We start from the raw sequence: 13,071 nt of genomic DNA, 5'->3' as shown, positions 1-13,071 counted from the left end.
AAGCGTTTTAGCTCTTCTTATAATTCCGTTGATACGCCCAGTAGCTCACAGCCCCGAGAATGATCACAAAGATCACCGAATACCATACGAATGTAGGTGTGATCACCTTATCACCACTCGCATACGAATGCAGTCCGGTAAGGTAGAAGTTAACCCCGAAATAGGTCATCATAATACTGGCATAGGCCACGATACTGGCAAAGTTAAACGCCCATCGGCCGCGCAGGCCGGGAACCAATCGCATGTGGATAACGAAGGCATAAACCATGATACTGATCAGGGCCCAGGTCTCCTTAGGATCCCAACCCCAGTAGCGTCCCCAGCTCTCATTCGCCCATTGTCCGCCAAGGAAGTTCCCGATGGTAAGCATCACCAGCCCTACGGTCAGGGCGAGCTCATTGATAATGGTGAGCTCCTGGATGTTAATGGCCATTTTTTTCTTATTGCCCGGAGTGGTAAAGATCATCAGGAAGAGCACCACGATCCCGAGGATCATCCCCATGGTAAACGGCCCGTAACTTCCCACGATCACCGCCACATGGATCATCAACCAATAGCTATCCAGTACCGGCTGAAGATTGGCAATAGCCGGGTCGAGCCAGTTCATATGCGCTCCGAAGAGGATAATTGCCGTAACAAAGGCCGTAGCGGCAATGGTCAGGTCACTCTTTCGTCCGAAAGCCAATCCGAGGGCCATGGTACTCCACGACACATAAAGCACACTCTCATAAGCATCACTCCATGGAGCGTGCCCACTGATGTACCAGCGAATGGCAAGACCTGCCGTTTGCAACAGGAACAGGATCACGATACCTGCCTTCATCCCGGTAATTCCCCAGCGTAGCCATTTGGCATCTTTAAAGATCTGGAAGATGATCAAAGCAAACATAACCACCCCAAAGAGCATATAATACACCAGGAGTTTTTCGAAGATGTTCACCTCGTTATAAAGGATCTCGGCCTTCACCTTATTTTCTGAAGGAAGCACTTCCCCTCCAAAATTCTGCTGGTTCTTATGTAAAGCCTCCAGAATATTATTTGCCTCTGTATAATCTCCCGTTGCCTTCGCCTTTCTCAGGCTCATCATATAGAACGGCAGGGAATTTCTTATGAAGTTGGCATACAGGGAATCCTGAACTACAAAGCCTTCTTTGGCAAATTCCGGAGCCGACACCCATTTGTTGTTCTCATCCTGAGGAAGCGGATAAATACGAAGGATATCTCCTCCCAGGGCCTGGTTCAATAGCCCGAGCTTAAGGTCGAACTCACGGAAGCCTTTCTGAAACTGGTTCGGGGTATTGGTCGCGTAAGCATCCTCAAGATATGATGAGAGGCGGTAGTTGGTGCCATCGAAGAAATCAACAGCCGTCACGTACTTCTGTCCTTCAGGTACCTCAATGATCTTACGGATACTGTCGTTTTTCTTGGTGATGTAGATAAAGTCTACATTATACCAGAGTCCGGGATTCTGAAGCATGGACAGGAGCACCTGGTTGGCATCCATCCCGTTGAACTCATCGCTCTTACTCAATTTTCTCAATAGCTCAGAAGCAAAGGTATTCACCGGCTTCATTCGTCCGCGCTCATCTTGTACCACGAGCTCTCCAAATCGCTTCGCGTGCTCTTTATTCACCAGGGTAGCCTGCAACACAGAGTCGATCTGGTTTTGGGTAGGCATGACCATGGCAGTGGTCTCATGCTCGTGATCGTGATCCGTATCGTGGTCATGGGTGTCCTGGGCAGTCATTTGCTGGAAGGAGAACAGCACCAACAAAGCGGTAAGCGTAGCTTTTTTAGCCTTTACCTTCTCCAGCATTTGCGCGAGATCCTTGAAACGCGTCTTCCCGAAGAACATGATCCCCATGAGTCCGATATACAAAAGGAAATACCCCACATAGGTGATCCAGGTACCCCACCAGTCATGGTTTACCGAAAGTACGGTTCCCTTTTCATCGGGATCGAAACTCGACTGGAAAAAGCGGTATCCGCCGTGGTCCAAAACGTGATTCATATAAATATCGTAATCAAAGCTGCGCTCGTCGTTTACAGTAACCTTACTCATAAACGATGAGTATCCTCTTTCGGTACCGGGGTATTTTTCAGCAATAAAATCGTTAAGCTGAATCGCAAACGGCAATTGATGACGGATAGACCCGTAGCTCAACGCAAAATCGAGTCCGCCAACGGTAACCGACTTAGGGTCGTTGATAAATCCTTTTCCGCCAAGGAGCTTCACCTGTTTGGTTTCTCCTCCGGCTGTAACATTAAGAACAAGGGCATCCTGCTGGTTTTCGGTCTTCTCTTCAGCTTCCACCACCCCATAAGAACCGCGAATGAGCGGCTCAGGAAATACGAACTGCATTCCGGCTGTATTGTAGAGCGATCGCATCATTAGGGGCTGAATACTATCGGCTACCACTTCTCCCTGGAACTGGTCGGCCATACGCATAAAACTACCTGCAAATGGCGACTCAAGGGTACTCACAGAATCGTTAAGGGTAATATTTACAGCGCCTGCCGTAGGCTTGTTCAAGGCGAACAGGATATTGTGAATGCTCGTTACTTCTCCACTCTTTAAAAAGTGGTCATGGCGATTCCCTCCGCCGGCTTCAACGATCTTAAGGTAAAGGTCCCCGACTTCAGAAGGGATAAGCCCCTCTTCTGCCCCCTGAATGAATCCGGCAAAATCGATACGGAAATCCTGACCGTTAAAATCAGACTTCCACGGCAGCGAGCTGCTTATCGCTTCCGGAGTTACCATGATCTCATCCTGGAATCCTCTTCTGCGTGGCTCACCATCGATCTCCCCATCGACAAAAGCGGTCACATATTTTTTCTCGGTAAGCATAAAGTCGGCACTGCTTCCTTCACGTATTGGCATCACCCCTTCATACCCGATATAACGGGTAACGAAAGCCCCGAGAATGATAAGCACAAAAGAAAGGTGCAGCAATAATACCGGCCACTGCTCCCACTTCCACAGGCGATAACGCTTGATGTTTCCGATAAAATTGATCATAAAAAATACCATGATCACTTCGAACCACCAGGTATTGTACACCCAGATCTTGGAAGTTTCGGTGCTGTACCAACTTTCAATAAAGGTTCCGAAGGCCATAGCCGTAGCAAATACAATAAACAGAACGGCCATAAGGCGCGTAGAGAATAGTATTTTCTTTATAGTATCGATCATTAGAGGCAAAAGATTGAAATTTCAGTGTGCAAAAATAGGGTATTTATCAGAGAACAAACCACTAAATGATATCGATATTACCAATAGACCATAGGCATTCAACGATCGCCACGCATGAGTGCTATAACTCTAAGGTCAACAGGACTATCTACCTTGAATTCCGCCGGCAGCCTGTGCAAGAACGCAGTTTTACCCATTGTGTTTGCAACTCCTCGGTTTATAGTATTATTTTCGTAGTATGAGAACGGTCATCATCATCGGATACGGCAATGTGGCGCAGGCCATTGCTCCTGCCATAAATGCCTCTAAGGGGTTTACTGTAAAGCAAATTTTGCACAGAACTCCCGGAGATCCTGAGCAACTTCCTCCTTTTCCAATAGTCAACAGTTTTGACCAGCTGGAAGAGGCCGATATCTATATGCTCTGCGTGAACGACGATGCCATAAGCGAAGTAAGTCAAGCACTCCCGTTTAGTGATCGTCTGGTGGTACACACCTCGGGAAGTATTCCAATGGATACGCTCGCAGACCATAAAAGAAGGGGCGTATTTTATCCGCTGCAATCGTTTACCAAAGGGAAGCGAATAGCATGGAAAGAGGTACCGTTGTGTCTGGAATCCGCAGTGCCTGAAGACCTTGAACTACTCAAAGCCCTGGCGGCAGCGCTTTCACCCAGGGTATATGAAATTAACAGTGAGCAACGCAAGAAGATCCACCTTTCGGCCGTGGTCGTGAACAATTTCACCAATCACCTGTACTACCTGGCCGAAACACTATGCAAAGAACACGACATCCCTTTTGAGATCCTTCATCCGCTATTGCTGGAGACGGCTCAAAAAGTACAACGCATGGACCCGTACACGGCACAAACAGGTCCGGCCAGAAGAAATGATCAAAAAACCTTAAATTCGCAGCTGATTCAGGTGAGGAACACCCCCCTGGAGGAGGTCTACAAAGTACTAACCGCATCAATACTAGCCACCTATGAGCGAGAAAAGCTATAAACAATACCTGGAACACATCACCACCTTCGTTTTTGACGTCGACGGTGTACTTACCGACGGCACCATTCAGATCACCTCTGACGGACAAATGCTGCGAACCATGCATACCAAAGACGGGTACGCCATGAAGGCAGCCATACAGCAAGGGTATAACATATGTGTGATCTCAGGAGGAAGTAATGAAGGAGTTAAGCAGCGACTGAGAGCGCTCGGAATTACCGATATTCATTTAGGCGTAAGCGATAAGGTAGAGCAATTAGACGAATATTTCGATATCTACGGAATAAAGCCGGAGAATACGATCTATATGGGAGACGACATCCCGGACATCCACGTCATGAAAATGGTAGGCCTCCCTTGTTGTCCGAACGATGCTGTAGCCGATATCAAGGACCTTTCCCTCTATGTTTCCCATAAAAAAGGAGGCAGAGGATGTGTTCGCGACATCATCGAGCAGGTCATGCGCGTACAGGGAAAATGGCTGAAGTCTGAAGATGCTCGTTACGATTAATGCAAAGCCTTTAGCAGGCTTCACAGCGATTCGTATTTTCGTAAGAAACAGTACGCAACCATGCTCAAGGAACTATTAAAAGACCACCATATTATCCTGGCCTCCGGTTCTCCCCGACGCCAGCAGTTTTTCAGGGACCTGAATATCGATTTCGAGATCCGCCTGAAGCCGGTAGACGAAATCTATCCCGACCGATTGTACAAATACGAGATCTCCGATTACCTGGCTCAGTTAAAATCCCTGCCCTTTAAAGAAGAGCTCAAAGACAAGGATATCCTCGTTACCAGTGATACCATTGTGTGGCATGAAGAAAAAGCACTCGGAAAACCTTCGGGAAGAGCAGAAGCCATCGCCATGCTTACGTCCCTTTCCGGAAAGACTCACGAGGTGATCACCTCCATCTGTTTTACCACCAAAAAATTGCAGAAAACGGTCAATACCATCACCAAGGTACACTTCAGAGAACTACTGCCTGAGGAGATCGCATACTATGTAGACACCTATGCCCCCTTTGATAAAGCCGGTGCCTATGGCATACAAGAATGGATAGGCCAGGTAGGTATCGATAAGATCGAAGGATCGTACTTTAATGTGGTAGGCCTTCCTGTAAATGAGGTCTATAAGAATCTTAAAATACTTGCAGTTAGAGAATAATTCGTACATTTAAAGACCTATAAACCTTAAATCTGCATGAAATCTGCCAGGCTATACCTTCTAGCATTTGTCTTTTTGCTGGTGTTTATCTTTAGCTTCATGTGGCTATCCAACAAGGGCGTGTTCTCCCCTACGGAAAGTCCGTATGAACTGGCTATTAATTTCTCGGACTACTGGAATTCAGGGGAAGCAGAGATCACCTCTTACGAGCTGGAACAGGCCCGATATGGTGAGATTAGAAAAGGAAACGCCGTACTCATATACGTGACCGAACCTTTTAATACCGAACAGCAGGTAAAGGCCGAAAGCGCTTCTTCAAGAAAAGACCAGGTACTTAAACTCAATATGACCCGCAACTTCTTAACGGGCATCTATCCGTACTCTATTATGAGCAGTACCTTTTTTCCGTTGGAAGAAAAGCAACACGCGATCAAGGTGAGCGCATCGGTACAGGAATGGTGCGGACAGATCTATTCACAGCTCAATAACCGTGGGGTTTACGAAATACTTACCCACTCTTATTTCGAAGGGGAAGCCGACAGGTACCGGGAGTTGGAACCCGTAAAACTGGAGAACGAGATCTGGACCATTATCCGCCTCGACCCGAACAAGCTGCCACAGGGAAGTTTCAACATGCTCCCCGCCCTTGAATACATGGAATTAATGCACCTGGAACCGGTTGCATACAAGGCACAGGCCGTGTTGAGAAAACGAAAAGGCCAATACACCTATGCCCTCACCTATCCTTCGCTTAACAGGGAACTGGCCATTACCTTTGATACCGAATTCCCTTATGTGATCCACTCCTGGAAAGATACCTATCTAAGCGGGGGCGAAAACCCGGTCATGCTGGAAAGCAGCGCCAAAAAAATTAAGCGCATTAAAACAGCATACTGGGAGCGAAACAAGAAAAATGATACCTATCTTTACCACAGTCTTGGTTTATAGATCATATGTCGTACAATGTCATTGAACCCTATCTGGATTCCATCATTTATTCAGTTATCGTCCTTATCGGACTTCTTTTGTTGCGCTTCCTTATTACCAAAGGCGTTAAAAAAGTAGGACAGGCAGCCGATTACAACGCTGCGAGAACCCTCCTCATTATTAAATATGTCAATGCCATTTTCTGGCTACTGCTCCTGGGTATCTACGGATTCATATGGAGTGTGAACCTGGAAGAACTCGGACTGTTATTTTCTTCGGTATTTGCAGTGATCGGCGTAGCCTTATTTGCCAACTGGTCGATCCTGAGCAACATCACGGCCGGAGTGATCCTGTTCTTCTCCTTCCCCTTTAAAATAGGCGACCGCATAAGAATTCAGGATAAGGACTTCCCCGAAGAAGCGGTTATTGAAGACATTAAAGCCTTCTACGTTCACCTGCGCAACAAAGACAACGAACTGCTTACCTACCCCAACAGCCTCTTGCTGCAAAAGGGGGTTGTGCTCTTAGAAAAAGGCGATGACGACGATTTGGGGATATGATATTCTTGTAGTATTTTGAGCGTTAAATAAAATTTAAAAACCCATAAGGGCATAGGAGATTTTTTATATTTGATCGCCAAGCTCAATCCAACCTATATGAAAAAGATCCTTCTAACCCTCCTTACCGGATGGGTTTCCATCTTCACGCTGTCTGCACAAAAACCTGTTCCGAGAGCTTCATCAGACCTGTATCAAGAGTTGCAAAAACTCAACTTTCTGGGAACAGCCCTCTATATCGCTGCACACCCTGACGATGAGAATACACGACTTATAGCCTATCTTGCCAATGAGAAAAAGGCTCGAACGGCCTATTTATCGCTCACCAGGGGTGATGGCGGACAAAACCTGATAGGAAGTGAGTTGCGCGAATTGCTTGGCGTATTGCGCACACAGGAATTGCTGGAGGCGAGAAATGTAGATGGAGGCGAACAGTTCTTTACCCGTGCCAATGATTTTGGATATTCTAAAAATCCGAATGAGACCCTTGAGATCTGGAATAAGGATAGTGTCCTTGCCGACGTGATCAGGGCGATACGAAAGTTCAGGCCGGATATCATTGTGAACCGTTTCGACCACAGAACTCCGGGATCTACCCATGGTCACCATACCACCTCGGCCATGCTGAGTGTAGAAGCCTTCGAACTGGCCAATGACCCCAATACCTTTCCGGAGCAATTAAAAGACCTGAGCCCATGGCAGCCGGAGCGGATGTTCTTTAATACCTCATGGTGGTTTTACGGCAGTGAAGAAAAACTACTGGAAGCAAACAAAGGCAAGCTCATTTCATTCGACATAGGCACCTATTATCCTCTTGCAGGAATGAGCAATAACGAGATGGCATCTATTGCCAGCAGTCAGCACCTGAGTCAGGGCTTTGGGAGACTGAGCAGCAGAGGAACACAGAACGAATACCTCGAATTCTTAAAAGGATCTCCTGCAGAGAACAACCACCTTTTCGCAGGAATAGACACGTCCTGGAAGCGGGTTAAAGGAGGAGCGGCCATTGGTGCTATCCTTAGCAAAATGGAGCAAAACTTTAATTTTAAGGACCCTTCGGTTCACCTGCCGGAATTACTGAGGGCGCTAAAGCTTATCCGCGAACTTGACGATGATTACTGGAGAACCTACAAAACCCAACAGATCACCAGTCTTATCGAAGGGTGTGCAGGATTCCTCGCCGAAGCGGTCACTAAAAGTCCGATGGCAGTACCCGGAGAGTCTCTGAGTGCAGACCTGCAGGCTATCAACAGGTCTGGCGCGAAAATTAAGATCAACAGGGTTACTCTCTTCCCTTCTGAAACGACTACCGAAGTGAACGAGACCCTCGAAAGCAATACCCAATACAACATTCCGGTAACATTTAAGGTACCCGAAAGTGTCAGTCCGAGCACCCCCTACTGGCTCAATAAAAAAAGTACTTTAGGTATGTACAGTGCCCCTGAAGGACTAATTGGATTACCGGAAACTCCTGAAGCTGTAACGGCACATATCGAAGTAGAGATCGAAGGTGTCAAGATGGTGCTCCAAAAGCCACTCACCTACAAGTATGCCGAACCCGACAAGGGCGAACTGTACCAACCCTTTGAGATCGTTCCCGCTGTGACCACCAGCCTGGCCGATAAGGTGTATATCTTCAATGAAAGTAAGGGTAAACACATCCCGGTTACCGTTGAAGCACATGCCCCAGGGATCAACGGAACGCTATCTCTTCAATTACCTGATGGTTGGCAAAGTGTCCCGGAACAGATCGATGTAAGGATCGCCGACAAGGGGATCACAAAAACGTATTATTTTGAGGTGATCCCTCCCGCCGGAGAGAGTACAGGAACACTGATTCCGGTGATCACCTCAGGCAATAGATCCTACGACAAACAGCTGGCCACCATTGATTATCCGCACATTCCAAGGCAACTCGTACTATTGCCATCAGAAGCCAGGGTCGTACGACTTAATATTGCCAAGGCCGGCCAGAACATTGGCTATATCATGGGGGCAGGAGATGCCATCCCGGAAAGTTTAAAGCAAATTGGCTATGTAGTGATCCCGATCAAACCGGAAGATATCACCCCTGCCAATCTTGAAGGCTTTGATGCCATTGTTACCGGGATTCGCGCCTATAATGTATTGGAAGAAGAAATGCGCAATAAACAGCAGTTCCTTCTCGATTATGTAGCTCAAGGAGGCACCATGGTGGTGCAATACAATACAGCGGGACGAAGAGGATTTAACATGCCTAACCTGGCGCCTTATAAACTCAACCTCTCCCGCACCCGTGTAACCAACGAAAATTCACCGGTAAGCCTGTTAGCTCCCGATCACCCCGTATTGAACTTCCCCAACAAGATCGGTGCAGACGATTTTAAAGGATGGGTTCAGGAAAGAGGACTTTATTTTCCGGGAGAATGGGGCGCAGAATTTACACCGGTGCTGTCTATGAACGACCCCGGAGAAGCACCTGCTAACGGAAGTTTGCTCGTTGCCCCATACGGTAAAGGATATTACGCGTATACCGGACTTAGCTTTTTTCGTGAATTGCCCGCAGGAGTTCCCGGAGCCTATAAACTTTTTGCCAATATCCTCTCTTTAGGAAAGGACAGTATGCCAATAAAAACACCTTTGAAAAAATAAATTATGCTGGGAAAAATAGTCTGGAAACGCTCATATAGTATCGTGCTCATCGCGAACGCTATCTACATTTTCATTTTTTACCTGATCATGACCTCAAATATCTAAGATGGAGCTACTAGACTGGATCGTACTTATTGGGACCCTGGCCTTTATTGTAGGCTACGGGTATTGGAAAACCACGGGAAGTAAGAATGTTGAAGATTATATTCTAGGCGGAAAGCAGGCGCAATGGTGGACCATCGGACTCTCGGTTATGGCTACCCAGGCCAGTGCCATCACCTTTCTGTCTACCCCTGGGCAGGCTTTTCACGACGGGATGGGCTTTGTACAGTTCTACTTCGGGCAACCCATAGCTATGGTGTTTATCTGCCTGATCTTTATTCCCATCTACCATCGCCTGAAGGTTTTTACCGCCTACGAATTTCTCGAAAACAGGTTCGACCTGAAAACGCGTACCCTGGCCGCTGTATTATTTCTTATTCAACGCGGACTCGGTGCCGGGATCACGATATACGCTCCGGCCATTATCCTCTCTGCCGTATTAGGATGGAAACTGGAAACCCTGAATATCGTTATCGGTGTTATGGTGATCATATACACCGTTTCCGGGGGTACCAATGCTGTAAGCGTTACCCAAAAGCAGCAAATGTTCGTGATCATGGTCGGGATGTTCTCTGCCTTTTTCCTGGTTATGAGCTACCTCCCCTCCGATATCGACTTTTCTAAAGCCCTGAAAATAGCAGGAGCCAACGATAAACTAAACATCCTCGACTTTTCGTTCGAGACCAAAAGCCGCTATACCTTCTGGAGTGGGATCACCGGCGGATTCTTCCTTGCCCTGGCCTATTTTGGTACCGACCAATCGCAGGTACAGCGCTACCTCACCGGTAGATCGGTTCGGGAGAGCCAGATGGGACTCATTTTTAACGGACTCCTCAAGGTGCCCATGCAGTTCTTTATCTTACTGGTCGGGGTTATGGTTTTCGTTTTTTACCAGTACAACAGCAGTCCGCTCAACTTTAACCCTGCCGCTCAGGCCGCTATTGAGAACTCTGAATACAGCACGGCGTATCACCAGCTGCAGGAAGAACACAAAGACCTGGAAGTAAAAAAGAAGATCGCCCAGGAACATTACTCGGCAGTACTTGATGTAAAAGACTATGAAATGATCGTAGCTGCCAAGAACCGGATCCAGGCCATCAATAAGGCCGAACGCATTAACCGGGACAAAGCCAAGGAAATCATTGCAAAAGCAGATCCCGATATCGAAACCAACGACAAGGATTATGTGTTCATTCACTTTATCCTGAACAACATCCCAACCGGACTTATCGGCTTACTCCTCGCGGTGATCTTTTCAGCGGCCATGTCGTCTACCGCATCAGAGCTCAACGCTCTGGGAACCATCACCACCATGGATCTGTATAAGCGCAATCAAAAGGGAGAGAAAAGCGCTAAACACTACCTCAATGCTTCTAAATGGTTTACCCTGCTCTGGGGGATCATCGCTATCATGTTTGCTAACTTCGCCTCCCTGATCGATAACCTGATCCAGTTGGTGAATATCATCGGATCGATCTTCTACGGGAATGTATTGGGTATGTTCCTCATCGGATTCTTCATTCCGTACATTAGAAGAAACTCGGTATTTACAGCAGGGGTACTCACCCAGATCATCATTATCGGGATCTATTATTTTGCCATCCACATTCACGACGCCGGAAGCGAGAAACTCGGCTACCTTTGGCTGAATTTTATCGGATGCGCTTTGGTGATCTTGTTAGCCCTGATCTTTGAGACCACAAGCAGGTCTGGAAAAATGATCGGCCTAAGGAAATAATGGATGTCTGGGCTCATGTTAATACAAAACAGTCCATCTGGCAAAACAGCGCAAATAGTACTAATAAGAGTGTACACAGTCGCAAGAATATCCTATTTCGCTAACACCACGAGCATGGTTTAATTTTTATATGATGAGATATTTCCTACCCAGTTTAATTCTTAGCCTTGTATTCACCCTTATCGCCACCCTGATGAAGATCCTCCATTGGGCCGGAGCCCCTTTTGTTCTGGACCTGGCTTTTGTGTTTATTTTGGTCTATATAGCATTAGGCCTGAAAGATACTTGGGGTGAAACAAAAATGCGCACAGGGAGTAAAATATGGTGGTCTATTGGTATCGTCTTTTTCGGGTGGATCTTTGGATTTATTTACTATAAGAGGGTGTATCTTCCCCGTATCGGGAAATAGGGTTTATGCATCCCTATATGTGATGCTTAGCGAAAGACGGACCATATGAGCATGAACGAAGCTGAAGAATTCTGCATAGATCTCCACTAAATTAAGGTAACACCACCGCTTAGAGGGTATAGGTCGTAAAAGCCTATCACCTTAAGACTAACTGTCATTAAGCCTAAGGGGGTTCGACTATTTTCGTTATATTCGGACTTGCATCTAGAAAAGGCCAGTATTTGGGTTATTTAGTTGCGTCTTGGTTTCAAAAACAATAAGATCATATGTTCGGAAAAAGAGGAATCCTGCCCATGATATTTTTGGCAGGTGGTATCGTATTCTTGGTATTGCAAATGCTCGAATTAAAAAAGGAGAATAGTTCAGGAAGTGTCTATGGGATAATTTCCAGTTCCCTTTTACTTATTGCTATGGTTTTTGTTTATATCGCAAACAGGAAATCGTCCAAGAACTAATTAACTGTCGTTTTACGTCTATTACGGAATAGACCCGATCAAACTATTAACGTCTAAAGGACATCCGGTTAACGGTATATACAAAAGAGAACGCTGGGATCAACGGACATAACCCCAATTTAAAATACAACTCTTTCCTGTGAGATCGAGTACCATCTTAAAACATTATATGAAAACCATATGCTACATTTTACTTACAGCGTATTCTTTGAACTGTACTTTTGGCCAAAGCACTCCAATTCGAAATAAAGCTGAAATTATTACAGAAATTAATGGGGATCTGGACCTTGACGGAACAGACGAAAAAGTGATCGTTTACGAGACTCATGAAAAAACGCCCCTTGGTAATGTTCGGGAAATTCAAATTCTTAAAAATACATCAGGAGTATGGACCACATGGCGAAGATCTAGAAGTGCTATTTTAAAAAGTGAAGAAGGTCGTATGATGGGGGACCCTTTTCACAGTATTGAAATAGAAAATGGCATCTTAAAGATCTACTTCTCCGGGGGGAGTAACTGGAAATGGTCATATACCGATAGCTACCGGTTTCAAAATAATCAATTTGAATTAGTCGAATTCACCCATGTGTATTTCAAACTTTGTGAATATTTGGAATCAACAGATTTCAACCTCACCTCAGGGAAACTTGTCTCCAAGAAGGAATATGAAAGATGTATCAATGAAGAACCTGAAACCTTTAGGTATGAAAACGAAACCTTCTTTAAACGAGGTATGGTAATCACCCTGGAAGACCGTTATGAAAAAGAAATAAAAATTGTCACCCCTAAATACGGACGGGAGATCTATTTGGCTAGTGGGAATTAGATCCACCCCGTAAACATTTATATATCCTCCTTCTAAAACTATTAAGCAACCTTAAATCCTCCACT

Annotated in this window: 11 protein-coding genes; 10 read left to right on the top strand and 1 reads right to left on the bottom strand. The window is 46.0% G+C overall.

Annotated features, from left to right (window positions below):
* Positions 1–7: 7 nt before the first annotated feature.
* Positions 8–3,193, bottom strand: a complete 3,186-nt coding sequence (gene ccsA / locus IS446_RS10420; protein ID WP_203060458.1) for a cytochrome c biogenesis protein CcsA — start codon at positions 3,191–3,193, stop codon at positions 8–10.
* 238 nt (positions 3,194–3,431) lie between these two features.
* Here ccsA and IS446_RS10415 point away from each other — a divergent pair, with 238 nt between their 5' ends.
* The 10 genes from IS446_RS10415 (at position 3,432) to IS446_RS10370 (ending at position 13,006) form a co-directional block, all read left to right on the top strand.
* Complete coding sequence (locus IS446_RS10415; protein WP_203060456.1) at positions 3,432–4,196, top strand: Rossmann-like and DUF2520 domain-containing protein; 765 nt, start codon at positions 3,432–3,434, stop codon at positions 4,194–4,196.
* Complete coding sequence (locus IS446_RS10410) at positions 4,177–4,707, top strand: KdsC family phosphatase (protein ID WP_203060454.1); 531 nt, start codon at positions 4,177–4,179, stop codon at positions 4,705–4,707. The genes IS446_RS10415 and IS446_RS10410 overlap by 20 nt, the downstream gene beginning before the upstream one ends.
* A gap of 60 nt (positions 4,708–4,767) precedes the next feature.
* Complete coding sequence (locus IS446_RS10405) at positions 4,768–5,361, top strand: Maf family nucleotide pyrophosphatase (RefSeq protein ID WP_203060452.1); 594 nt, start codon at positions 4,768–4,770, stop codon at positions 5,359–5,361.
* A 36-nt stretch (positions 5,362–5,397) separates the two neighbouring features.
* Positions 5,398–6,309, top strand: coding sequence for a septum formation inhibitor Maf (locus tag IS446_RS10400; RefSeq protein WP_203060451.1), 912 nt, complete (start codon positions 5,398–5,400; stop codon positions 6,307–6,309).
* Between the two features lie 5 nt (positions 6,310–6,314).
* Complete coding sequence (locus IS446_RS10395; protein ID WP_203060449.1) at positions 6,315–6,848, top strand: mechanosensitive ion channel domain-containing protein; 534 nt, start codon at positions 6,315–6,317, stop codon at positions 6,846–6,848.
* A 96-nt stretch (positions 6,849–6,944) separates the two neighbouring features.
* Positions 6,945–9,476, top strand: a complete 2,532-nt coding sequence (locus IS446_RS10390) for a PIG-L family deacetylase (protein ID WP_203060448.1) — start codon at positions 6,945–6,947, stop codon at positions 9,474–9,476.
* A gap of 106 nt (positions 9,477–9,582) precedes the next feature.
* Positions 9,583–11,316, top strand: coding sequence for a sodium:solute symporter (locus tag IS446_RS10385; RefSeq protein WP_203060446.1), 1,734 nt, complete (start codon positions 9,583–9,585; stop codon positions 11,314–11,316).
* 133 nt (positions 11,317–11,449) lie between these two features.
* On the top strand, positions 11,450–11,725 hold the full coding sequence (locus tag IS446_RS10380; protein WP_203060445.1) for a hypothetical protein: 276 nt from the start codon (positions 11,450–11,452) through the stop codon (positions 11,723–11,725).
* Positions 11,726–11,991: 266 nt separating this feature from the next.
* Positions 11,992–12,180 carry a hypothetical protein gene (locus tag IS446_RS10375; RefSeq protein ID WP_203060443.1) on the top strand — a complete coding sequence of 63 codons (189 nt, stop codon included), beginning with the start codon at positions 11,992–11,994 and terminating at the stop codon, positions 12,178–12,180.
* A 169-nt stretch (positions 12,181–12,349) separates the two neighbouring features.
* The gene (locus tag IS446_RS10370) at positions 12,350–13,006 is read left to right on the top strand and encodes a hypothetical protein (RefSeq protein ID WP_203060441.1); all 657 of its coding nucleotides are present in this window, start codon (positions 12,350–12,352) and stop codon (positions 13,004–13,006) included.
* The last annotated feature ends 65 nt before the right edge of the window (positions 13,007–13,071 follow it).

The sequence above is a fragment of the Robertkochia sediminum genome, assembly GCF_016786255.1.
GTDB classification, from domain to species: Bacteria; Bacteroidota; Bacteroidia; order Flavobacteriales; family Flavobacteriaceae; genus Robertkochia; species Robertkochia sediminum.
Note: the sequence above shows the minus strand (reverse complement) of the source record. Positions and strands in the feature narration are given on the sequence as shown.

Bases quoted from the DNA above. Each gene is read 5' to 3' on its own strand.
- ccsA (WP_203060458.1), bottom strand. From the start codon at position 3,193: ATGATCGATACTATAAAGAAAATACTATTCTCTACGCGCCTTATGGCC.
- IS446_RS10415 (WP_203060456.1), top strand. From the start codon at position 3,432: ATGAGAACGGTCATCATCATCGGATACGGCAATGTGGCGCAGGCCATT.
- IS446_RS10410 (WP_203060454.1), top strand. From the start codon at position 4,177: ATGAGCGAGAAAAGCTATAAACAATACCTGGAACACATCACCACCTTC.
- IS446_RS10405 (WP_203060452.1), top strand. From the start codon at position 4,768: ATGCTCAAGGAACTATTAAAAGACCACCATATTATCCTGGCCTCCGGT.
- IS446_RS10400 (WP_203060451.1), top strand. From the start codon at position 5,398: ATGAAATCTGCCAGGCTATACCTTCTAGCATTTGTCTTTTTGCTGGTG.
- IS446_RS10395 (WP_203060449.1), top strand. From the start codon at position 6,315: ATGTCGTACAATGTCATTGAACCCTATCTGGATTCCATCATTTATTCA.
- IS446_RS10390 (WP_203060448.1), top strand. From the start codon at position 6,945: ATGAAAAAGATCCTTCTAACCCTCCTTACCGGATGGGTTTCCATCTTC.
- IS446_RS10385 (WP_203060446.1), top strand. From the start codon at position 9,583: ATGGAGCTACTAGACTGGATCGTACTTATTGGGACCCTGGCCTTTATT.
- IS446_RS10380 (WP_203060445.1), top strand. From the start codon at position 11,450: ATGAGATATTTCCTACCCAGTTTAATTCTTAGCCTTGTATTCACCCTT.
- IS446_RS10375 (WP_203060443.1), top strand. From the start codon at position 11,992: ATGTTCGGAAAAAGAGGAATCCTGCCCATGATATTTTTGGCAGGTGGT.
- IS446_RS10370 (WP_203060441.1), top strand. From the start codon at position 12,350: ATGAAAACCATATGCTACATTTTACTTACAGCGTATTCTTTGAACTGT.